Origin of the sequence: Pseudomonas sp. MYb13, assembly GCF_002980075.1 — a bacterium.
GTDB classification, from domain to species: Bacteria; Pseudomonadota; Gammaproteobacteria; order Pseudomonadales; family Pseudomonadaceae; genus Aquipseudomonas; species Aquipseudomonas lurida.
Genome location: NZ_PCQI01000020.1, coordinates 16,874 through 42,948, shown reverse-complemented (window position 1 = coordinate 42,948; position 26,075 = coordinate 16,874). Strand labels below are relative to the sequence as shown.

General features: G+C 65.5%; 3 protein-coding genes. All 3 read right to left on the bottom strand.

What is annotated here, in order from left to right; all coding sequences use genetic code 11:
- Nucleotides 1-68: 68 nt before the first annotated feature.
- On the bottom strand, nucleotides 69-11,363 hold the full coding sequence (locus tag CQ002_RS25075) for a non-ribosomal peptide synthetase (RefSeq protein WP_105162035.1): 11,295 nt from the start codon (nucleotides 11,361-11,363) through the stop codon (nucleotides 69-71).
- A complete protein-coding gene (locus tag CQ002_RS25070; protein WP_105162034.1) occupies nucleotides 11,360-24,187 on the bottom strand; it encodes a non-ribosomal peptide synthetase in 12,828 nt (4,275 codons plus the stop codon). The genes CQ002_RS25075 and CQ002_RS25070 overlap by 4 nt, the downstream gene beginning before the upstream one ends.
- A gap of 246 nt (nucleotides 24,188-24,433) precedes the next feature.
- Nucleotides 24,434-26,059: a PvdJ/PvdD/PvdP-like protein gene (locus CQ002_RS25065; RefSeq protein WP_105162033.1), complete on the bottom strand. Its 1,626-nt coding sequence runs from the start codon at nucleotides 26,057-26,059 to the stop codon at nucleotides 24,434-24,436.
- Nucleotides 26,060-26,075 lie beyond the last annotated feature (16 nt).

Here is a 26,075-nt window from a genome sequence, read left to right as displayed (position 1 = left end):
ACCCGCTGTAGGAGCGGAACCATGAGTCGCCGTTACCGCAGAAACGGATAGGTACGCCCACCAAAACCTCAAGACACCACCTCCCCAACCACCACCCCACCCAACCACCACCGCGCCAGCCCACCTACATTCGGCACCTTGAGCAACGTGAAGTGATTCCCCCCGCCATACCACACCTGCAACCCACTCCCCTGCCGCCGCCATCCCTCGATCATCCCCACCTGCTCCCGCTGGTTCCCCGCCGCATCCAGCGCCGGGTCCTGAGCCAGTACCAAGCGCACCACGCCGTTGAAACGCTGGAGCGGCCGATACACCGTGCGCAAAGCCGTCGCATACGTACGCGCCGGCCCATCCATCGCACCCACCGAAGAACGCCCCGGCAACAACCCGACACCGACCATGCCTGCGTGCAGCAGTTGCCGTTGCACCCCTTCATCACGCCCGGCAAAATCGAGCAGATCGATCCCCAGCGATTTACCCGCCGACAACTGCATCGCCTCGATCAACCGCACCAACGCTGCCGTCGTGGTGTAAACCTTTCCGCCCCCCCCAGGCGCCTCGCTGTCGATCACCGTCAACGACGCCACCTCCCGCCCGGCCGCCTGCAACCGCAGCGCCATCTCCAGCGCAACCCAGCCACCAAACGAATGCCCGACCAAATGCACCGGCCCTTGCGGACATTCCTGCTCCAGCGCCGCCAAGTAACACCGCGCTGCCGCTTCCACCTGGCTATGGGGCACGGCCTCACCATCGAGCCCACGTGGCTGCATGCCAAACAGCGGCCAATCGCGCCCCAGCGCCTCACCCAACCCCACGAACCCGGTGACGCTGTCGCCTGCTCCCGGCACACAGAACACCGGCGCATACCCCGCCCGGCCGCTCTGAATGCGCAGCAAGGGTTGATGCGGCGCCTGACCCACTGGCTCGCTCGTCGCCAAGCCCTCGTTGAGTGCCTGGCCCAACGCCTGGATATGCGGCGCCTGCATCATGCTCTGGTGGTCTCCCGGCACCTGCACCTGGCGCAATTGACCTGGCGCCAGGGCTTCGTTCCAGCCCAGGGATTCACTGCGCCGTGACAACTCGGTCGGGCGCTCGCATGCGCTGAACAGGTGCACCGCAACCGGCAACGGGAACAGGCTGTAGTGCGCCAACGCGTGCCCATGGCCGACTTCGCGCTCGATGTAGTTCAAGAGGTCCGCATCCGTAGCCGCCGCCATTTGCGCGTGCAGCACACCTTCATCGCGACAACGTTGCAGCAGGCGCGCAAAGTCCAACTGTTGAATGTCAGCCTCCATCTGCCCAAGGCTCGCCAGTTCATCTACACCTCCCTGTGCCTTCCAATACGCCGTGCACTGCAACAGCAGGTGCCGCTTGAGTGCCTGCGGCCCGCTCCAACGCGCCTTGCCCTGGTCGGTCATGCGCGGCACGTAGCTGTCGATCAAGCCGAGGAATGCCACGGGTTCATCCAGTCCCAGCAGTTGCATCGCCACTTCATAGGCCAGCACCCCGCCAAACGACCAACCGGCGACCCGGTAAGGGCCGTGGGGTTGAATGCCGCGAATCAACCCGACCAGGCGCGCCGCCAGGCCTTCCATGGTGTTCAGGTGCGGCTCGCCCAGCGCGACGCCCGGCAGGCCGTAGATCGGGTAGTCACCGGGCAGATGCTGGCCCAGCGCCGGGAAATACACGTCCATGCCGCTGAATTCATGGACCAGGAACAACGGCGCTTGCGAGCCACCGCTGCGCACCGTGACCACCGAGGCATCGCGCACCGGCGCAGCCGTACGCTGGCGCAGCATCGTGGCCACCGAGGCGACGCTGGCGTGCTGGAACAACTCGGCCAGCGATACCGCCAACCCCGCCTCCTCCATCAGGCTGACCAGCCGGATCGCCAGCAAGGAATGCCCACCCAGTTCAAAGAAACTGTCATGCCGACCGACCTGCTCCAGCTTCAGCACCTCGGCCCACAGCGCTGCCAGCCTCTGCTCGAGTGCATCGACCGGCGCCTCGAAATCGCGGCGGTTCAAGGCTTCCAGGGCGGGCACCGGCAGGGCTTTGCGGTCGACCTTGCCGTTGGCCGTCAACGGCAGATGCGCCAGCGGGACAAAGGCTGACGGCAGCATGTACTCCGGCAGTTGGTCCTGCAGGTAGGCGCGCACGCTGTCGATGGCGACGGGCTCATCGGCCCAGGTGAAGTACGCCACCAGGCGCTTGTCCCCCGGTGCGTCCTCGCGGGCCAGCACCACCACCTCCTGGATACCGGCAAACGTTGCCAGGCGCGCTTCGATCTCGCCCAGTTCGATGCGGAAACCACGGACCTTCACTTGGTCGTCATTGCGCCCGATGCATTCCAGCAGGCCGTCCGCCGTCCAGCGGCCAAGGTCGCCGGTGCGGTACATCAAGGCACCTGCGTCGAGCGGGTCCTGCACGAATTTTTCCGCATTGAGGTCCGGGCGATTCAAGTACCCCTTGGCCACCCCGTCCCCACCGATGCAGATTTCACCGGTGACCCCCAATGGCACCGGCTGCAAGTGCGCATCCAGCACATGGACCTGTGTGTTGGAGATCGGCCGGCCGATCGGCACGCTGTCGGCCGCCTCTGCAAGTGACCGGACTTCGTAGGTGGTGGCGTACGTGGTGGTTTCGGTCGGCCCGTAGCAATGCACCAGGCGCAATGCCGGCGCACGTGCCAACAGGCTGCGGAACGCCGCCGGGTCGGCACGCTCGCCGCCGCACAGCAGGATGCGCAAGCCGGCCAGGGCCTGGGGGATCAGCTGCACGTACTGATTGAACAGCGCCGTGGTGACGAACAGCACTGTCACGTCCGCCAACGCCAAGCCAAAGGCGGCCGGGTCGAGCAAGGTGGCGGGGTCGATCACCTGCACCTGGCCGCCGTTGAGCAATGGGCCCCACACGTCCATGGTGCTCGCGTCGAACGCCGGGTTGGAGGCGAAGGCCACGCGGTCGCTCGCGTCGAAATCGGCGTAGCCGTTGTTGAGCACCAGGCGCGTGATGCCACGATGGGGCACCCGCACGCCCTTGGGTGTGCCGGTGGAGCCAGAGGTGTACATGATGTACGCCACGCTGTCAGAAGGCTGCGACAGGTCCGGGTTGTGGCTCGGTTGCGGGTCAAGGACCAGGGTGTCCAGGTCCAGGCGCTGCGCCGGATAGTCTATGGTCGCGTCGCTGCGGGTGAGCAGCCAGACCGCACCGCTGTCCTGCAGCATGAAGCCCTGGCGCTCGGCGGGGGCCTTGATATCCAGCGGTACATACGCGGCTGCACATTTGAGCACGGCCAACTGGCTGACCAGCAGGTCCAGCGAACGCGGCAGCAGGATCGCCACATGATCGGCTGCCCGCACCCCAAGGCCAATCAGGTGATGAGCCAGGCGATTGGCGCGGGTATTCAGTTCGCCATAACTCAAGGATTGCTCGCCATGCAGCGCCGCCAATGCAGCGGGGCGTGCCTGGGCCTGGGCTTCAAACAGGCGTTGCACCGTGTGTTCGCGCGGGAATGGTCGCGCGGTGGCATTGAACGCCAACAGTTGCTGGCGTTCGGCAACAGGCAGGATCGGCACATGGCCGATGGCAGTCGTACCGCCCAGCTCCAGCGCCTGTACCACCTGTTCCACGGCGACCCGCAGGTAGTCGCACAGGCGGCGGGCGCCCTGCCCCACGGCCTTGAGGGAAAACCCCTCGCCCAGGTCATCCACACTCAAGGACAAGCCGTAGTTGCTGTGTTCCTCGGCCTTGAGCAACTGGATACCCTGCCACGCCTCGGCCGCCGCCTGCGGCGCACTGTGACGAAAGTTGAACAGCGTGTTGAACAGCGGCGTCGCCGCCGGCACGCCACTGCAGCGCTGGGCCAACGCCAACGGTGCCTGCTCATGGCTGAGCAAATGGGTGAGCCGCGTGTGAGTGGTGCGCAAGGCGTCGCGCACTGAGTGTTGACCCAGGTCGACCCGCAGCGGCAGCGTGTTGATGAATACACCCATGGCGCGCTCGGCCCCTTCGCCGCCTTGCAGCCGGCCAAGCATCACGGTGCCGAACACGGCGTGCTCGCGCCCGGTGACTTTACCGAGTACCTGCGCCCAGGCGAGGTGCATCAGGCTGGCGGCACTGACCCCGGAGTGACGGGCCTGGGTGCGCAGGCGTTGACTCAATGCCGGGTCGAGGGCCACCTCTATGTGTTCATCGCGACCGAGGGACTCGACGTGAGTCGGCTCATCGATCTCGCCCAGCATCTCGCGGAAGAACGCCTCGTGGTCGTCAACGCCCAGGCGGGTCTGGGCTACGTAGTTGCGGTACGGGACCGCCGCACCCAACGTGTGTTGCGTGCCCGACAGGAACGCTGCCATTTCGTGTTGCAGGATTTCCAGGGCGACGTGGTCCATCACCAGGTGGTGGAACAGCAAGGTGGCACTGCCTTCGGTGTGCACCAGGCGCATCAACGGAGCCTGGGACAGGTCGAGCCGTGGCGGCACCGGCCCGTGCTCGACACGCAGCGAGGCCTCGCGCCACACCACCTGCACCGGCTCTTCCAGGCCGTCCCAATGGAACGACGAACGCAAGATATCGTGACGCTGGATCACCGCCTGCAAGGCCAGGGCAAATGCCTCCATCCGCTCGGGGCTGTCGAACGCAAACTGCGCGCGCAGCACATAGTCGTCACCCGACTGCACCGCACGGTGGTGATAAAGCATGCCGGCCTGCAACGGCGCCAGCGGGTAGATATCCTGCACATTCGCCGCACCACCCGGGATACAGGCGACGATGCGCGCGATGGCCGGCTGATCCAACTGGATCAGCGGCAACATGTCCGGGGTGATCGCGGTGCAACCGGGCGCAATGCGATTGGCGGGCACCGCCACTTCACGACTACTGCCCAGTGCTGCCGCCAAGGCCGACAAGGTCGGTTGGCCGAACAACACCTTCACGTCCGCCGACAACCCAAGGCGGCGCATGCGCCCCATCAGGCTCACCGCGAGCAACGAGTGGCCACCCAGCTCGAAAAAGTTGTCGTGACGGCCCACGCGCTCAACACCCAGCAGTTCGGCCCACAGGCTGGCCAGGGCAATCTCGGTATCACCCTGGGGCGCTTCGTACTCACGCATCACCACCGAATCCAGGCCCGGCGCGGGCAGTGCCTTGCGGTCGAGTTTGCCGTTGGGGCTCAAGGGCAACGTGTCCAGATGCACGAAGATGGCAGGCACCATGAATTCCGGCAGGTGCTGCAACAAGTGAGCGCGCAAGGCGTCGATGTCGCTCATAGCGCCGGTGTAGTAGGCGATCAAACGATTGTCGCGGGCGATCACAGCGGCTTCATTGACCGGCGCATAGTCGGTGAGGCGTGCCTGGATCTCTCCCAGCTCGATACGCAAGCCACGGATCTTGACCTGATCGTCATTGCGCCCCAGGTACTCAAGCGTGCCGTCGGGCAGGTAGCGGCCGACGTCACCGGTGCGGTACAGGCGGCCGTCGGTGAACGGGTCCTTGAGGAAGCGCTCGGCGGTCAGCTCCGGACGGTTGAGGTAACCGCGCGCCACTTGCACGCCGCCGATGAACAATTCGCCCACCACCCCCAAAGGCACCGGCTGCAGCTGTGAGTCGAGCACGTACATGCGCGTGTTGGCGATGGGGTTGCCAATGGGTGTGTTGTCGGGCGTCACCGGGCCGGCGCAGTCCCAGGCCGTCACATCGACGGCGGCTTCGGTCGGGCCATACAGGTTATGCAACTGGCTTCCCGGCAGTTGCTGCTTGAAGCGCCGCACCAGGCTGCCCGGCAAGGCTTCGCCGCTGCACATCACACGCACCAGCCCGGCGGCCTGGACCACGTCGCCATGGGCGAGGAACACGTCCAGCATCGACGGCACGAAATGCAGCGTGGTGATCTGTTCGGCCTCGATCACTTCGCACAGGTACGCCGGGTCTTTATGACCGCCCGGACGCGCCATCACCAGGCAGGCGCCGGTGAACAGCGGCCAGAAAAACTCCCATACCGACACGTCGAAACTGAACGGGGTTTTCTGTAGCACCCGGTCATGGGCTCGCAGGCCATACGCGTCCTGCATCCACAGCAAGCGGTTGACTACGCCGGGGTGGTCGTTGATCACGCCCTTGGGCTGGCCGGTGGACCCTGAGGTGTAGATCACGTAGGCGCTGACGGCAGCCACTTGAGGGTTGTCGACGGCGTGGTGCTGCCAGGTCGGCTGGTCGAGGTCGACCACCGCCACGTCCCCGAGCAATGCGCGTGTCGCGCCCTGGGCCAGTACCGCCACGGGCGCGCTGTCCTCCAGCATGTAGGCGATACGTTCCAGCGGATACGCCGGGTCCAGCGGTACATAGGCAGCACCGGCCTTGAGGATCGCGTACAGGCCGACGACCATCTCCAGGCCACGTTCGACGCAAATCGCCACCCGTGAATCCGGCTGTACGCCGATGTCCAGCAGGTGGTGGGCCAGCTGGTTGGCCTGCGCATTCAGCTGCGCGTAGGTCAACTGCTGCTCGCCGGCCTTGACCGCCACCGCCTCCGGCGTGCGCACCACCTGCGCTTCGAACAGACCGTGCAGGGTCTGGTCCAGGTCGTAGGCCACCTCGGTGGCATTGAAGTCGAACAGCAGGTGCTGGCGCTCGCGCTCATCCACCAGCGGCACATGTTCCAGCACCGCCTGGTCGTTATCGACCATGGCCCGCAATACGCGGGTGAAGTAGCCGACGTAGCGCTGCACTGTCGACTCATCGAACAGCGCCACCGCGTACTCCAACGCACCGATGAGGGTGCCCTGCACTTCTCCCAGGTCCAGGGACAGGTCGAACTTGGCAAAGTGACTGTGCTCGACGATGCCTTCCAAGGCCAGGTCGCCCAGGGCCAGGGTCGGCGCGCTGCTGTCCTGCCAGGTGAACAGGGTCTGGAACAGCGGGCTGTGGGACAGGCTGCGCGGTGGCCGGGTGACCTCCACCACGTGTTCGAACGGCAGGTCCTGATGGGCCTGGGCCTCCACGGACTGGGCCTTGACCCGCGCCAGCAGCGCCTCGGTGCTCAGCTCGCCGGAGGTGTCGATGCGCACCGCCAGGGTGTTGACGAACAGGCCGATCAGCCCTTCCACCTCGCTGCGCGTGCGATTGGCAACGGGTGTGCCGATCACCACCTCCGGCTGCCCCGACAACCGCGCAAGCAATGATGCCCAGGCGCTCATCAAGGTCATGTACAGCGTGGTGCCGTGGCGTTGGCTCAACGCCTTGAGCCCGGCAGTGAGACGCTCGTCCAGGCGCACGTCGACGCTGCTGCCGGCGTAGTCCTGCTGCGCCGGTCGCGGCCGGTCGGTGGGCAACGTGAGCAAGGCCGGCGCACCCGCCAGCGCTTGCTGCCAGTAGGTGCTCTGGCGGAGCAGCACTTCACCGCTGAGCCACAGGCGCTGCCACACGGCGAAGTCGCCATATTGGATCGGCAGCGGCGGCAACGGGTCTGCCTGGCCGTGGCTGAACGCCTGGTACAGCGCCATCAGTTCACGGGTGAGCACCCCCATGGACCAGCCATCGGAGACAATGTGGTGCAGGGTCAACAGCAGCACATGGTGATCGTCGGCCATGACCACCAGGCGTCCGCGCAGCAATGGACCACGCTCCAGGTCGAAGGGCGCCGAGGCTTCGCCATGGATCAACGCGTCCAGCGCCTGCTGGGGTTGCGGGTGGCGGCGCAGGTCCTGGACTTGCAGGGGCAACACGTCTTCGGCGGGCACGATCACGACTTGGGCGTCATCGCCATGCTGGGCAAAGCGGCTGCGCAGGGTTTCGTGCCGCGCGACGATGCGGGCCAGGGCCCGTTGCAGCGCCTCGACATGCAACTGCCCACGCAGGCGCAGGCCAATCGGGATGTTGTAGGCGGTGTTGGCGCCTTCCATCAGCGCCAGGAACCACAAGCGCTGTTGGGCAAAAGACAGCGGCACCCGTTGATCACGATTGACGGGGAGGATATCCGGCAACGTGCTGCGACCGGAATGGGCCAGCACCTCGGCCACGGCGGCCAGTTCAGCATTGGCAAACAAGTCACTGAGCAGCAACTCGACGCCAAGGCGCTGACGGACTTGCGAGGCCATGCGCATCGCCAGCAACGAGTGCCCGCCCAACTCGAAGAAATGATCGCGACGCCCCACCTGCTCGACTTGCAGCACATCGGCCCAGATCTGCGCCAGCACGCTTTCGATTTCACCTTCGGGTTCCACGTAATCGCGGGTGAACACCGCGGCCATGTCCGGCGCCGGCAGGGCCTTGCGGTCGAGTTTGCCGTTGGCGGTCAGGGGCAGCGCGTCCAGTTTTACGTAGGCGACCGGCACCATGTAGTCCGGCAGGTGCGCGACCAGGTGGGCGCGCAGGTCACCCACGGCCAATGGGTCGAGCGAGTGGTTTTCAGTGAAATACGCCACCAACCGCTCTTCACGCACCAGCACCACGGCTTCCTGGATACCTGCCAGTTGGTTGAGCTGGGTTTCGATTTCGCCCAGCTCGATGCGCATGCCGCGAATCTTCACTTGGTCGTCATTGCGGCCCAGGTACTCCAGGTTGCCCTCCGGTAGCCAGCGTGCCAGGTCGCCGGTGCGGTACATGCGCCCGGCGTTGAAGGGGTCTTGCAGGAAGCGTTCGGCGGTCAATTCCGGGCGGTTGAGGTAGCCGCGCGCTACGCCCTTGCCGCCCACGTACAGCTCCCCCGCCACCCCCAGGGGTACCGGCCGCTGCTGCTCATCCAGCAGGTACACGGTGGCATTGGCGATGGGTTTGCCGATGTGCAACGGCTGGCCGGCCTCGACCTTGCCGGAAGTGGCGACTACGGTGGCTTCGGTGGGGCCATAGTTGTTGATCAGGTCAAAGCGCTGCGCCCGGCCGAACTGGCGCAGGCGATCACCGCCGATCAACAAGGTGCGCAGGGTCGGGTGTTCGACCTGCTGGCTGAAAGCGTACTCGGCCACCGGCGTCGGCAGGAAGCACACGTCCAATGGCTGCGCGCACCACCAGGCCAGCAACGCGTCGACATCCTCGGCGCCGTCATGGGCCGGTGGCAGGTGCAGGGTCGCGCCCACGCACAGCGCGGGCCAGACCTCCCAGGCCATCGCGTCAAACCCGAACCCGGCGACACTGGCAGTGTGGCGTCCGGCACACAGGTCAAAGGCGCTGCAATGCCAGTCCACCAGGTTGGTGACGGTGTGGTGTTCCACCATCACGCCCTTGGGCAGGCCGGTGGAGCCGGAGGTGTAGATCACATAAGCAAGGTTGGACGGGGTGACCGCGGCCTTGGGGTTGCCCGCCGAGTGGTGCTGCCAGGTGAAGCGGTCGAGGTTGATCACTGGCACTTCAAGGGCCGGCAGGCGCTCCAGCAAGGCCTGCTGGGTCAACACCGCCACCGGGGCGCTGTCGCTGAGCAGGTAGTTGAGGCGTTCGGCCGGGTGGGACGGGTCTACCGGCACGTAGCAGGCGCCGGCCTTGAGAATCGCCAACAGGCCGGCCAGGGTATCCAGGCCACGGCGGGCGACGATCGCGACGCGGTCGTCGGGCTTGACGCCCAGCGCGAGCAGGTGATGGGCCAGCAGGTTGGCTTGTTGATTGAGTTCGGCATAGGTCAGCTGGCGGTCCTGATGCACGGCGGCCACGGCGTCGGGCGTGAGCGCCGACTGGGCTTCGATACGTCCGTGCAGCGTGGTGCCTTGGGGGAAATCCGCCTGGGTCGCGTTGAAGTGTTCCAACAGCAATTGCTGTTCGGCAGCAGGCACCACCGACAGCTGATCGAGGGCGGTGCCCGGCGCCTGCTCCAGGGCTGCCACCAGGTTGTCCAGCGCGGTTTGCAGGTAGGCGCAAACGCGCTGTGGATCGACCTGGGTGGTGGCCAGCAGACGCAGGACAAAACCTTCGCCCAAGTCGTCGACACTCAGGGTCAGTGGGTAGTTGGTGCGCTCATCCGAACGCAGTGTCTCGATGCCCTGCCACGCCGCCACGGCTTCGCTGCTGTTACCGGTGCCGCTGTGGCGATAGTTGAGTAACGCACTGAACAACGGCGTCGGCGCCACCACCCCGCTGCAGCGTTGCGCCAGGGCCAGCGGCGCGTGTTCGTGGCGCAACAGCCCTGTGAGGCGCGCGTGGGTGGCCTTGACCGCGCTGCGCAGGTCGTCGCTGCCCACGTCCACGCGAAACGGCAAGGTGTTGATGAAGATCCCCAAGGCGCGGTCCGTGGCGTGTCCGCCTTGCAGGCGGCCCATCAGCACGGTGCCGAACACGACCTGGGACTTGCCCGCCAGCGCACTCAGCACCTGGGCCCAACCCAGGTGAAACAGGCTGGCGACGCTGACCCCGAGCAGGCGGGCCTGGGCGCGCAGGCGCTGGTTGAGCGCATCCGACAGCGGCCAGTCGAGTTCATTGATCCCACGGCCATCGCCCTGCACGTCCTGCAACCCGAAGGGCAAGGTCGGCTCGACCACATCGCCGAGCATCTGCTGGAAAAACGCCTCATGCTGCTGTTCGCTGACACCCAGGCGCGCCTGCGCCACGTAGTTTCGAAACGGCACCGCATGGCCCAGTTGCCCGGCGTGGCCGTGCAGAAACGCCTGCATTTCATGGCGCACCACTTCCAGGGCGCTGTGGTCCAGGGCCATGTGATGGAACAGCAGCATGGCGACAATGCGCTGCTGCACCGGATCTTTTGCCCAGGCCAGGCGCAGCAGCGGCGCCTGGGTCACGTCCAAGCGGTAATGGCGAGCGTCGAAACGTGCGTGCAACTGGGCGGCGATATCGCCGTCGGCCGGGTCCAGCTCAAGCGCCTGCACCGGCAGGCGTGCCGTGCGCCACACCACTTGCGAGGGCTGCTGCAACCCCTCCCAGACCACGCCGGTGCGCAGGATGTCGTGGCGGTCCATCACCCCTTGCAACGCAAGGGCAAACGCTTGGAAACGCTCGACACTGTCGAAGGCGAACTGCGACTGCATCACATAGGGGTCGCCTTGTTCGGTGCTGGCGTGGTGGAACAGAATGCCTTCCTGCAGCGGCGCCAGCGGGTAAATGTCCTGGATATTCGCCACCCCGCCTTCGACGGTGGCGACGATCCGGTCAACTTCCTCCTGGCTCAGATCAGACAGGGTCAGCATGGCCGGGGTGATATGATGTGCATCGGCCGGGATGCCATTGGCCGGCACCTCGTAGCCTGCCGAATACTCGCCGGCCTTGATCAGCTCGATCAACGCCGGCTTGTGTTCCCGCAAGGCGGCGAGGATCAACGGGTCGCTCAGGGCGTGTTTGTTGCCTTGCACCGACAACTGCTCACCCTTCAGCGTGAGCTGTACGTCCTTGGTCTTCAGCGTCGCCAGCAGTTCGAAAATGCTCACAGGACGATCTCCATTCGTTCGGTAATTGCGGCGTAGCCGGCCAGGGTCGGCTGCTCGAACAACGCGCGCACATCGGCTTCCATGCCTTCCTGGCGCAAGCGCCCGATCAAGCTCACGGCGAGCAGCGAGTGCCCGCCCAGTTCAAAGAAATTGTCCTGGCGCCCTACCCGCTCCACGTTGAGCAATTCGGCCCAGAGCTGCGCCAGCAGGATTTCGGTGGCGCCCACCGGGGCTTCGTAGTCGCGCAGGGTCAGGGCCTCGTTGCCCGGCGCCGGCAGCGCCTTGCGGTCGAGCTTGCCGTTGGGGCTCAACGGCAACGCGTCCAGGTGCACGAACAACGCGGGCACCATGAAGTCCGGCAGGTGCTGCAGCAGATGCTCGCGCAGGTCGGCTGACCGAACGCCGGTGTAGTACGCAACCAGCCGCTCTTCGCGGGCCACCACGGCGGCCTCGTTGACCTGGGGATGCTCAAGCAGTCGCGCCTGGATCTCGCCCAGTTCGATACGCAGGCCACGGATTTTCACTTGGTCATCGTTGCGGCCCAGGTACTCGATATTGCCGTCGGGCAAGTACCGCCCCAGGTCCCCGGTGCGATACATTCGGCCGCCGGTGAACGGGTCCTTGAGGAAGCGCTCGGCGGTCAGCTCCGGACGGTTGAGGTAACCGCGCGCTACTTGCACGCCGCCGATGAACAACTCGCCCACCACCCCCAACGGCACCGGCTGCAGCTGTGAATCGAGCACGTACAGGCGCGTGTTGGCGATGGGTTTGCCGATCGGTGTGTTGTCCGGTACGTCCGGACGCGCGCAGTTCCACGCGGTCACGTCCACCGCGGCTTCCGTCGGCCCATACAGGTTGTACAGGCCGATCCCCGGCAACTGCTGCTTGAAGCGCCGCACCAGGCTGCCCGGCAAGGCTTCGCCGCTGCACATCACACGCACCAGCCCGGCGGCCTGGCCCACATCGCCATGGGCGAGGAACACGTCCAGCATCGACGGCACAAAGTGCAGCGTGGTGACCTGTTCAGCCGCGATCACTTCGCACAAGTACGCTGGGTCTTTGTGCCCGCCAGGGCGCGCCATCACCAACCGCGCGCCGATGAACAGCGGCCAGAAGAATTCCCATACCGACACGTCGAAGCTGAATGGGGTTTTCTGCAACACCGTGTCGTCGGCCTTGAGGCCGTAGGCGTCCTGCATCCACAGCAGGCGGTTGACCACACCGGGATGCTCGTTGATCACGCCCTTGGGCTGGCCGGTGGAACCGGAGGTGTAGATCACGTAGGCGCTGACGGCAGCCACTTGAGGGTTGTCGACGGCGTGGTGCTGCCAGGTCGGCTGGTCGAGGTCGACCACCGTCACGTCCCCGAGCAATGCGCGTGTGGCGCCCTGGGCCAGTACCGCCACGGGCGCGCTGTCCTCCAGCATGTAGGCGATACGTTCCAGCGGATACGCCGGGTCCAGCGGTACATAGGCAGCACCGGCCTTGAGGATCGCGTACAGGCCGACGACCATCTCCAGGCCACGTTCGACGCAGATCGCCACCCGCGAATCCGGCTGCACGCCGACTTCCAGCAGGTGGTGCGCCAACTGGTTGGCCCGCTCATTCAGCTGCGCGTAGGTCAACTGCTGCTCGCCTGCCTTGACCGCCACCGCCTCCGGTGTGCGCGCCACCTGCGCTTCGAACAGACCGTGCAAGGTCTGGTCGAGGTCGTAGGCCACTTCCGTGGCGTTGAAGTCGGACAGCAGTTGCTGGCGCTCCTGGGGCGCCAGCACGGGCAGGCGATTGACCGCCAACTGCGGCGCCTGCTCCAGCGCCTCGACCAGCCCTTGCAACGTCACCTGCAGATAAGCGCATATGCGTTGCGCCCCTATCGACGTCGAGGTCATGGCGGTGAGGCGGAAACCATCGCCCTGATCGTCCACATTCAACGTCAACGGGTAGTTGGTGCGCTCCTCGCTGGCCAGGGTATGGATGCCCTCCCAGGCCTGCGACAGCGGCGCGTGCTGGCTGTCGCTGTGACGGTAGTTGAGCATCGCGCTGAACAACGGCTGCGGCGCGGCGACACCGCTGCAACGTTGGGCCAGCGCCAGGGACGCATGTTCGTGACCGAGCAACGCGGTCAACCGTGCATGGGTCTGCTTGACCGCCACGCGCACGCCGCTGCCGTCGATATCCACGCGCAATGGCAAGGTGTTGATGAACATGCCCAGGGCACGGTCACTGCCTTTACCGCCTTGCATGCGCCCCAACAGCACGGTGCCAAACACCACGCTTTGCTGCCCGGAGGTGCTGGCCAGGACGCGCGCCCAGGCCAAGTGGAACAGGCTCGCGGCGCTGACGCCCAGCAAGCGTGCCTGGGTGCGCAGGCGCTGATTGAGGGGCGTAGCCAGATTCAGCTGGACCTCTTCGATGGCGTGGCCGTCGCCGCGCACATCCTGCAGGCCAAACGGCAAGGTCGGCTCATTGATGTCGCCGAGCATCCCACGGAAGAACTGTTCATGCGCCTGTTCGCTGACGCCCAACCGTGCCTGCGCCACGTAATTGCGGTACGGCGTGGCGTCAGCCGTGGGCTGTGGCCGCCCGAGCAGACTGGCCTGCATCTCGTGACGGACACCGTCGAGCGCGGTGTGGTCGAGGGCGATATGGTGGAACAACAGGATCGCGACCACGCGCTGGTTGGCCGGGTCCGCCGCGTACACCAGGCGTACCAGCGGTGCCTGGTGCATGGGTACGCGGTAGTGGCGTGGGTCGAAACGCTGGTACAGGTGGTCGAGGACATCAGCCTGCACCACCAACTCAGCCTTGCGCCACACCACTTGCAGCGGTTGGGCCAGGCCCTCCCAGACCACCGCGGTGCGCAGGATATCGTGGCGATCGATCACCTGTTGCAGGGCCTGGGCGAAGGCATTCAGGCGTTCGAGGCTGTCGAACGCCAGGTGCGATTGGAGCAGGTAGGGATCGCCCTGCCCTGCGCTGACATGGTGGTAGAGAATGCCTTCCTGCAACGGCGCCAGCGGGTAGATGTCCTGCACATTGGCCGCGCCACCGGGCACCTGGGCGACGACGTGATCAATCGTCGATTGATCGAGTTCAACCAGCGTCAACAGGTCTGGCGTAATGCGTTGGCAGTCGGCGGGAACGCGGTTGGGCGGCACCTGCACATCGTGGCCATTGCCAACGGCGGCGGCCAGTGCGGCCAGGGTCGGCTGGCTGAACAGCACGCGCACATCGGCCCTGAGGCCGACCTGGCGCATGCGTTCGATCAGGCTGACGGCCAGCAACGAATGGCCACCCAGCTCGAAGAAGTGGTCATGGCGCCCCACCTGCTCGACGTTCAGCACCTCGGCCCAGATCCGGGCCAGGGTCGTTTCAACCTCGCCCAGCGGGGCTTCGTATTCACGCGTCAACCATGCCGTTTGGTCGGGCTCCGGCAAGGCATTGCGATCCAGCTTGCCGTTGGCCGTCAGCGGCAATGCGTGCACCTTCACATAGGCGACAGGCACCAGGGCCTCGGGCAATCGGGCCTGCAGTTGCGTGCGCAGGGTATCGATGTCCAGCGGTTGCTGTTCTGTGAACCAGGCGATCAGGCGGCCTTCGCGCACCAGCACCACGGCTTCGCCGACGCCGTCCAGGGCAGCCAGGCGATTTTCGATTTCCCCCAGTTCGACCCGCACGCCACGCACTTTCACCTGGTCGTCGTTACGGCCCAGGTACTCGAGGTTGCCATCGGGCAACCAGCGCGCCAGGTCGCCGGTGCGGTACATACGCCCGGCGTTGAAGGGGTCTTGCAGGAAGCGTTCGGCGCTCAGGTCCGGTCGGTTCAGGTAACCCCGCGCCACACCGCTGCCGCCGACATACAACTCGCCCGCCACCCCCACCGGCACCGGCCGCAAGTGCGCGTCCAGCAGGTACACGCTGGCATTCGCGACAGGCCGGCCGATGTGCAACACCTGCCCGGCGCGCACGCGGCCCGACGTGGCAACCACCGTGGCTTCGGTGGGGCCATAGTTGTTGATCACCGCAAAGCGCCGCTCCTGGGTGAACTGGCGCAGGCGGTCACCGCCAATCAACAAGATGCGCAACGTGGGGTGTTGCAGGCTCTGGCTGAAGGCGTATTCGGCCACCGGTGTCGGCAGGAAGCTGACGTCCAGCGGCTGTGCCAACCACCACGCCAGCAGCTCATCGATGTTTTCATTGCCGACGTTGGCGGGTGGCAGGTGCACGGTGGCGCCCACGCACAGGGCCGGCCACACCTCCCAGGCCATCGCGTCGAACCCGACACCGGCGACGCTGCTGGTATGGCCCGTGGCATCCAGGCCAAAAGCCTCGCAGTGCCAGTGCACCAGGTTTTCCACGGTGCGGTGTTCCACCATCACGCCCTTGGGCTGGCCGGTGGAGCCAGAGGTGTAGATTACGTAGGCCAGGTGCGCCGGGGTCAGGGCCTTGAGCCGTGGGTTGCTGACCGGGTACTGCTGCAGGCTCGGGTCATGCAGGTCCACGCTGGTGACAGCGCCCAACAGCTCCCGGGTACTGGCTTCGGCCAACACCGCCACGGGTGCGCTGTCGTCCAGCAAGTAGGCGATACGCTCGGCGGGATAAGCGGGGTCGATGGGCACGTAACCGGCGCCGGCCTTGAGGATGCCCAGCAAGCCCACCAGCATCTGCGGGCCGCGACGGCAGCAGATAGCGACACGATCATCCGGCTGTACGCCCTGTTGCAGCAGACGATGGGCCAACTGGTTGGCGCGCATGTTGAGCTGCTGGTACGTCAGCGATTCACCGTCTTGCCACACGGCAATGGCGTGGGGTTGGCGCTCGGCCTGCACCTCGAAGGCGCCGTGGACGGTGCTGCCCTGGGGGAAATCGGTGCGGGTGGCGTTGAACGTGCGCAGCAGGGTATCAAGCTCCGTCGTCGGCAGAATCCCCCGTTGATTGAGAGCGGTGTTCGGCGCGCTTTCCAAGGTGGCGACCAATTGCTCAATGGCGTTGTGCATATAGCCGCACAGGCGCTGGGCGCCAATCTGCGGCAGCGCCAACACCGTCAGGGCGAAGCCTTCACCCAAATCATCCACGCTCAAGGTCAGCGGGTAGTTACTGCGCTCTTCACCGCCGAGCAATTGCACGCCTTCCCAGATGCCATCGCCATCGCGGGCCATTTCGCCAGGGTTGCTGTGCCGGTAGTTGAGCAATGCACTGAACAACGGCGATGCGCTTGCAACGCCACTGCAGCGCTGGGCCAGTGCCAGGGACGCGTGTTCGTGGCCGAGCAAGGCACTCAAGCGCCCGTGGGTTGCCTTCACCGCAGCCGCAGCCGTCGCCGCCACGTCGACCCGCAGCGGCAGGGTGTTGATGAACATGCCCAGCGCGCGGTCCGCACCGTCACCGGCCTGCAGGCGGCCCATCAATACGGTGCCGAACACCACGTCGTCACGCCCGGACACCAGCCCCAACACCTGTGCCCAGGCCAGGTGCATCAGGCTCGCCGCACTGACACCCAAGTGCCGTGCCTGCTGGCGTACCCGCTGGGCCAGCGCAGCGTCCACCGGCTGTTCGGCCTCTTCGATGTCGCGCCCATCGCCCTGCACGTCCTGTACCCCGAACGGCAAGGTCGGCTCATCCACGTCGGCGAGCATGTCGCGGAAGAAGGCCTCGTGTTCCTCCACGCTGACACCCAGGCGCGCCTGGGCGACGTAGTTGCGAAACGGGGTTGCCTCGGGCAAGTCCTGCGCGCGGTTGAACATGAACGCGCGCATCTCCTGGCCCACCACTTCCATGGCGGTGTGGTCCAGCCCCAGGTGGTGGAACAACAGGATCGCCGCGACCCGATTGTGCGCCGGGTCATGGGCATACACCATGCGCAACAACGGCGCCTGGGTGATATCCAGGCGGTAGTGGCGAGCATCAAAACGCGCATGCAGTTGGTCGATGATGCCGCCATCCGCAGGGTCCAGGACGACCTCCTGAACCCTCAATTGCGCTTCGCGCCACACCACTTGCACCGGGCTGTCCAGGCCTTCCCAGACTACCCCGGTACGCAGGATATCGTGGCGCGCGACTACCTGTTGCAGCGCGCCCATGAAAGCCTGCAGACGTGCCAGGCTGTCGAATGCCAGGCGTGATTGCAACAGGTACGGATCACCCTGCTCGGCGCTGATGTGGTGGTACAGGATACCTTCCTGCAAGGGGGCCAACGGGTAGATGTCCTGCACATTCGCCGCACCGCCCGGTACGTTCGCGACGATACGTTCGATGGCCGCCTGGTCGAGCTGCACCAACGTCAGCATCGACGGCGTGATGCGCGTGCACCCCGCGGGAATGCCATTGGCCGGCACCACGACTTCCCGGCCGCTGCCCACTGCGGCTGCCAACGCCGCCAGGCTTGGCTGGCTGAACAAGACGCGTACGTCACAGCTCAGGCCGACTTGGCGCATGCGCTCGATCAGGCTGACCGCCAGCAGCGAATGCCCGCCCAGTTCGAAGAAATGATCGTGACGCCCGACCCGCTCGAGCTTGAGCACGTCCTGCCAGATCTGCGCCAGCCGGATTTCCACCTCGCCTTCCGGTGCTTCGAAACCACGGCTGAGCAAAGCCCCCTGGTCCGGCACCGGCAGGCCCTTGCGGTCGAGCTTGCCGTTGGCGGTGAGTGGCAACAGCTCCAGCCACACATAAGCCGACGGCACCATGTAGTCCGGCAACTGGCCCTGCAGATGGGTACGCAGCGCCTCGATACCCAACGCCGCACTGGCGGTGTAGTAGGCGACCAGGCGTTTGTCGCCGGGTTCGTCTTCCCGGACCAGCACCACGGTGTCTTTCACGCCTGGGAAATTTGCCAGGCAGGTTTCGATCTCGCCGGGTTCGATACGGAAGCCCCGCACCTTCACTTGCAAGTCATTGCGGCCTCGGTACAGCAAAGTGCCATCGGCCTGCCAGCAGGCCAAGTCACCACTGCGGTACAGCACGCCTTCACCGAAGGGGTTGGGAATGAATTTCTCGGCGGTCAGCTGCGCCTGGTTCAGGTACCCCTTGGCCACGCCCGCGCCGCCGATGTACAACTCGCCCACCACGCCCAGCGGCACCGGTTGCTGGCGTGCATCCAGCACGTAGGCCTGGGCGTTGGCGATTGGCCGGCCGATAGGGATCCCGCCCTCACCCACGTGGGTGATCTCGAAGGTGGTGGAAAACGTGGTGGCTTCGGTGGGCCCATAACCGTTGAGCAAGTGCTGGGGCTTGCCGTGTTCGAGTACCCGGCCAATCACTTGCGGGTCGAGCACGTCACCGCCGACGATCAGGTAGCGCAACTGACCGAATACCGGCATCAGCGCGTCGGCGTACTGGTGGAACAGCCCGGCAGTCATCCACAGCACGCTGACGGATTGCTCCTGCAGCAACGCTGCAAAGGCGGCCTGGGACAACAGCACTGCGTGGTCGACCACCACCACACAACCGCCATTGAGCAACGGCGCCCACACATCGAGGGTGCTGGCGTCGAACGCCGGGTTGGAGGCGAACGCCACGCGGTCTTGCGCGTTGAACTCGGCATAGCCGTTATTGAGCACCAGGCGCGAGATGGCGCGATGGGGCACTTGCACACCCTTGGGCGCCCCGGTGGAACCGGAGGTGTAGAGAATGTAGGCGACGCTTTCGGCAGACTGGGGCAGCTGCGGGTTGCGCGGCGACAGGGCTTCCAGGTTCAGGTCGACCAACGTGTCGAGCACCCGGTGTGCGCCACTGTCTTGCACGATAAACGCCTGGCGCTCGACCGGCGCGTTGACGTCCAGCGGCACATACACCGCGGCGCACTTGAGGATCGCCAACTGGCAGATCAGCAGGTCGAGCGAACGCGGCAGCGCAATCGCGACGCTTTCGCCCGGTTGCACCCCCTGGTTGAGCAAGTGATGGGCCAGCCGGTTGGCGCGACGGTTGAGGTCGCGGTAACTCAAGGACAAGGCGCCATGCACGGCCGCCACCGCTTCCGGACGGGCCAGCGCCTGGGCCTCGAACAGCTGATGCACGGTCAGGTTCGATGGGTATTCGCGGGCGGTAGCATTGAAGTCCACCAGCAGTTGATGACGTTCGGACGCCGGCAGGATCGAGATGGCCTGCAAGGGTGTGGTGGGCGCCTGCTGCAACGCCATCACCAAGTGGCGCAGCGCGGTGAGCATGTAGTCGCCTATGCGCTGGACGTCCAGGGTCGCCACGCCTTGTACGGTCAGGGCAAAGCCTGTGCCCAGGTCATCGACGTTGAGCACCAGCGGGTAGTTGCTGCGCTCTTCGGAGCTGAGGATCTGGATGCCGGCAGCCGCGAACGGACTGTCCCCCGGCGCCTGCCCCGGTGCACTGTGGCGATAGTTGAGCAAGGTGCTGAACAACGGCAGCGAACCCGGCACGCCACTGCAACGCTGGGCCAGGGACAACGACGCGTGCTCATGCCCGAGCAACTGCGCCAGGCGTGCGTGGGTGGCGCGCACACCGGCTTGCACACCGACGGTGCCCAGGCTGACGCGCAGCGGCAAGGTGTTGATGAACATCCCCAGCGCCCGGTCGGCCCCCTCGCCGCCCTGCATGCGCCCCAGCAACACAGTGCCGAACACCACGGCCTGTTGGCCGGACACCTGCCCCAGCACTTGTGCCCAGGCCAGGTGCACCAGGCTCGCCGTGCTCACCCCCAGTTGCCGCGCCTGTTCGCGCAGGCCCAGGCTCAGTGCCGGTTCCAGTGGCAAGTGGGCGTCGACAATGCCGCTGCCGTCGCCATTCACGTCCTGCAAACCGAAGGCCAGGGTCGGCTCGTCGATATCGCCGAGCATTTCGCTGAAGAACGCTTCGTGCTGTGCCTGGCTGACCCCAAGCCGCGCCTGGGCCACGTAGTTGCGGTACTGCACGGCGGCAGGCAGTTGTGCGCCGTTGCCGGACAGGCTCGCGCTCATTTCTTCCACCAGCACCTGCAAGGCGGTGTGGTCCAGCAGGATGTGGTGCAACAGCAGGATACCGACGAAGCGGCCCTGTTCCTCGGTGTAGGCGAAACGCATCAGTGAGGCACGCGCCAGGTCGAGGCGGAAGTGGCGGGGATCGAAACGTTGCTGCAATTGGGCAAAAGGTTCGTCGATACGCTCGACGGCCAGCGCGGCCTGGCGCAATACCACCTGCACCGGCTCGTTGAGGCCTTCCCAGAGGATCGCGGTGCGCAGGATGTCGTTGCGCGCGATCACGCTGTGCAGTGCCTGGATAAACGCGTCCACCGCCGCCTGGTCGTTGAAACTGAACTGCACCTGCAACACGTAGGGATCACCCTCGGTGGTTGCCAGGTGATGGTACAGAATACCGGCCTGCAACGGTGCCAGGCCGTAGATGTCCTGCACATTGCTGATGCCGCCGGGCACGCTCTGGATGATGTGGTCGAGGGCGGCCTGGTCGAGTTCCACCAGCGGCAGCATGTCCGGGGTAATGTGGGCCGTGGCGTGGGTGATCAGGTTGGCCGGGACCTGCACCTCTTGCTGCCCGCCCACCGCCGCCGCCAGTGCCGCCAGGGTCGGCTGGCCGAACAGCACACGCACGTCGGCGCTGAGGTCGACCTGGCGCATGCGTTCGATCAGCTTGACCGCCAACAGGGAATGGCCGCCCAACTCGAAGAAGTTGTCGTCACGCCCCACATGGTCGAGCTTGAGCAGGTCTTGCCAGATCGCGGCAATGGCTGTTTCAACTGCCCCTTGCGGGGCTTCGTAGCCCCGACGAGCCAAGGCATCGGTGTCCGGTGCGGGGAGTGCCTTGCGGTCAAGCTTGCCGTTGGTGGTCAACGGGAATTTTTCCAGTAGCACAAAGGCACTGGGCACCATGTGTTCGGCCAGGCTGAGCAGCAGGTGGTCGCGCAAGTCGGCGGCACGCAACTCGCCGTCGGCAATCACGTAGGCCACCAGGCGCTTGTCACCCGGCTCGTCTTCACGGGCAATCACCACCGCGTCACGCACGCCATCGGCGGTGGCCAGGCGCGCCTCGATCTCGCCCAGTTCGATGCGGAAACCGCGGACCTTCACCTGGTCATCGTTGCGGCCCAGGTACTCGACGCTGCCGTCGGCAAGCAGGCGCCCGAGGTCGCCGGTCTTGTACATGCGCAAGCCCGTGGCGGGGTCGGCCAGGAAGCGCTCGGCGGTCAGCGCATCTCGGTTGAGGTAACCCCGTGCCACACCGGCACCGCCCACGTACAACTCGCCGACCACCCCCAGCGGCAGCGGCTCGCGGCGCGCATCGAGCACATACAGTTGCAAGTCGGGAATACGTACGCCAATCGGGCTGGCGCCAACCCGTTGCGCATCCGCCGCTTCCAGCGCGCGATAGGTCACATGCACGGTGGTTTCGGTGATGCCGTACATGTTCACCAGTTGCGTACCGGCGTTGATTGCTCGGGCGTACCACGGCTTGAGCATGCCCGGCTCCAGCGCTTCGCCGCCGAAGATCACCTGGCGCAGCGAATGGGCCTGCGGGTTCTGGCCTTGTGCTGCGATCAATTGGCGGAACGCGCTGGGCGTTTGGTTGAGGATGCTCACACCCGCTTCGCACAACAGCGTGTAGCACTCGTCCGGCGAGCGGCTCACCCACTGCGGCACGATCAGTAACTGGCCGCCGTGCATCAGCGCACCCCAGATTTCCCACACCGAGAAGTCGAAGGCGAAGGAGTGGAACAAGGCCCAGACGTCTTGGCGGTTGAACCCGAACCAATGCGCGGTGGCCGTGAACAAGCGGGCGACCTGGCGGTGTTCGATCATCACGCCCTTGGGTTGGCCGGTGGAGCCTGAGGTGTAGATCACGTAGGCCAGGTGCGCCGGGCTGACGTTGGTGCGTGGGTTGACAATGGATTCGCCGCGCAGACCGTTGAGGTCGACCTGTGGCAGGTCGCCCACCAGGTGGCGGGTATTGGCTTGCACCAGCACGGCCACGGGCTCGCTGTCGGCCAGGGTGTAGGCGATGCGCTCCAGCGGGTAGGCCGGGTCGATCGGCACGTAGCCCGCGCCAGCCTTGAGGATGCCCAGCAAGCCGATGATCATCTCCGGGCCGCGCTCCACGCAGATCGCCACGCGGTCATCCGGGCGAATGCCCTGGGCCAGCAGGCGGTGGGCGACCTGGTTGGCGCGCTCGTTGAGTTGACGGTAGGTCACGCGCTGGTTATCGAAGCGCAGGGCAACGGCATCGGGCTGGGCGGCGGCGTGGGTTTCGACTTGCTGATGGATCAAGGCGGTGTCGGCGTAGTGCGCGGGGCTTTCGTTGAGGCGGTGCAAGAGGGTGTGACGTTCGGTGTCGGGCAGGATATTCAGGCCGCTGAGCGGCATGTCCGGTCGCTGTTCAAGCGCCTCGGCCAGGCTTTCCAGGGCGGTGTGCAGGTAGGTGGCGACACGTTCGGCACCGATGGATGCGTCGACCATTACCGTTAGCGCGAAATCTTCACCCAAGTCGTCGACGTTGATCGTCAATGGGTAGTTGGTGCGCTCCTCGGCGCTGAGTACGCGGATGCCCTCGGCCACCTCGATCACCTCGGCCATGTCCGTGGCGGCGCTGTGGCGGTAGTTGAGCATCGCGCTGAACAGCGGCGTCGGTGCTGCTACACCACTGCAGCGCTGGGCCAGCGCCAGTGACGCATGTTCGTGATTGAGCAAGGTGGTCAGGCGTTCATGGGTAGCCCTGACACCGGCACGCACGCCCTGCTCGCCCACATCGACGCGCAAGGGCAAGGTGTTGATGAACATGCCCAAGGCCCGTTCACCGCCCTCGCCCGCGCCCATGCGGCCGAGCATCACCGTGCCGAACACCACCGCATCACGCCCGGAGACCACCCCCAGGACGCGGGCCAGCGCCAGGTGCATCATGCTCGCCACGCTCACGCCAAGGGGGCGTGCGAGGGTGCGCAGGCGGCGGCTCAGTGCGCTGTCGACCGGGATACGTGCCTCGTCGATGCCGAGTCCATCGCCCTGTACATCCTGCAAACCGAAAGGCAGCGTCGGCTCATCGATATCCGCCAGCATCTCGCGGAAGAAAGCCTCATGGGCCTGTTCGCTGACGCCATGGCGCACCTGTGCGATATAGCTGCGAAACGCCACCGGCTCAGCGGCCAGGGCCTGCTCGCCGGCCAGGTACAGCTGGATTTCATGGCGCACCACATCCAGGGCAGTATGGTCGAGGATGGTGTGGTGAAACAGCAGCGTCGCCGCCACACGCCCCGTGACTGAATCTTGCGCAAACACCAGGCGCAGCAGCGGTGCCTGCCCCAGGTCCATGCGGTAGGTGCGGGCATCGAAATCCACGGCTTCGCACGCCAGGCTCGCCTTGCGCCATACCACTTGCAGCGGTTCGTCGAGACGCTCCCAGACCATCGACGTGCGCAGGATATCGTGGCGATCAATCACCCACTGCAACGCTTCGGCAAAGGCGTGCAAACGCGCAGGGCTATCGAACTCGAACTGCGCGTGCAGCACGTATGGGTCGCCCTGCTCCGCCGACAGATGGTGGTAGAGCATGCCTTCCTGAAGCGGCGCCAGCGGGTAGATGTCCTGCACATTCGCAGCGCCCCCAGGGATGGCGGCGACGATACGGTCGATGGCCGCCTGGTCGAGGTTGACCAGGGGCAGCATGTCCGGCGTGATCCGGTAGGCCGGGCTCAGCCAGTCACCGCCATGCTCGGCGACCAACTCCAGCAGTCGCGGCTTGTGGGCGATCAATTGATCCCACAGCGCATCATCCAGCGCCTCGTCGTCACCCAGGATGATCAGGTCGCCTTCTTCCAGTTGCAGACGGATCGCATGGGTGGAAATCGCTGCCAATAATTCGCTGAACTGCATGGGGTAACCTGCCTGGTAAGTCACGGTGAAGGAGAAAGTCCGTTTTCAGCTGCCGCTTGGATCGGGTGCTGGCGCCCCCAAAAAACGCGGGCACAGCCGGGGCCTGGAGAGGCTTCCGGCAGGCTTGGAAAATTAAGGGATTTGGCAGGCGGGGGGTGACATGGGAAGCGGGGACAAGGGGAATCTGGGTTGGTTCAATCTCAGTGTGAATACCGTATTGCCGTGCTGAGCTGACTCACTACAGGTTCAGTCGCGGGTCAATTTCAGGTGACGGGCGTACCACGGCCGTCTCGGCACGCGCTTGAATAGGCCCTGCAACAGCGTTTCGTCTTCACCGAAAGTAATGCGCAGCGCCAGCTTCATGGTCTCCGGGTCCATTTCCATCGACCGGCCCATCTGCAAGCCCGGCGTGGTGCTGCAGCCATGGGTATCCGGGCCCAGCCAGGGGTCGCCGACCTCCACCCAGCGGCCCGGTGCGAACCAGGCCACACCATTGACTTCCATACGGCTGACTTCGCCCGGATTGAAACGCTCATGGGCGCGGAACCAGTCTTCGATACGGTCATCGATCCAGCCATGGAAGTGCCAGAACACCGGGTTGACGTGGGAGGAGAACGGGTCGCCAAGGAAGTCGTTCTCCGCGGCGTACCAGCGTGGGGCGAAGTCGGAGGGGTCGCGGGCCATGGGCACGGGTGCGCCATTGGACGGGTCGCGCGGCACCGAAGCCCAGCGCATGTGCAGCCAGTCGTGCAGGCCCAGTTCCATTTCGGAGCCCAACTGCCCCAGGGTGAATTTGGCCAGGTAGCGCGGGTCGCGGTATTGGGACTCCCACACCTGGAAGTTGCTGTGATACGTCTCGGCAGCCTTGATGTCGCTGACCCACTGGGTGTACTCGCTGTCATCCGGCGCCAACCAGGTGGGCGGCAGCGCGAAACCGTCGTGGTTGTCGAAGTAGCGCAGAAAGCCCAGGCGATCACGCTCCAGGTCCGGCTGCGGCTCGGGGAAGCGCGGCCATGAAGGCAGGTGCTGCATGGAACGCGCCGTACCGAGCATGTGCCGATGCATAAAGAAGAAGTCGATCCCCGAGCCGTTGCGGTCCTTGCGTTTGCCCCGGGCGTCGCGCTCCTGTCCACGCGGGCCAGGCTGCCAGCCGATACCGCGCAAGGCGTCGCGTTTTTCTTCGGAGAGTTTGTGCCACTGGTCGCGGGTGGCGTGCCACAGCTGGTGAAACAGCCGGTGCTCAGGGGCGACCAGCCAGGCCAGCAGGGTCGGGTTGAGCCCGATACGCTGGCGGGCCTCGGGGAACCCCTGTTTATGGGCGATGAAGCGACTATCGCGTTCAACCAGCGCCAGCGGTCGATCCAGGTCGAGGATCTGACCGCTCAGGGTGCTGCTGCCGGCGTTGGCGAAGTCGGCCCAGACCTGGTCAAGGGTCATCTTGAACTCATAGGCCGGCGTGCCATCGGCCGAATCACGGTCGATGAGGCGCCAGTAGAGCACCGCGCTTTCCCCTGTCAGCAGATCGCCCAGCACGCGGTAACGCGGTTCGCCCTCGGCGCGCAAGTTGACGGCGGTGTCCAGGTAGCCGCGCAGGCCACGTCCACGGGGGGCGATGTCGAGCAGCAGCGCCAGGCCTTCCAGCGGCAAGCCCTTGAGACCGGCGTCGCGGCCTTCCAGGCGCAGGTCCCAGACCCCACGCAGCGTGTTCGCCAGGTGCTGGCCGGCGGTGTCCGCCAGGTCCACCGTGGCTTCGCCGGGGATGATGGGAAATTCTTCTTCGCGCGTCAACTCGCGATGGGCATAGAAGGCGGCGGGCACAGCGGCGCCTGTCAGTGCCAGGCCTGCGATGAACCCACGTCGAGAGATGGTCATTGTCTACCTTAGGAAA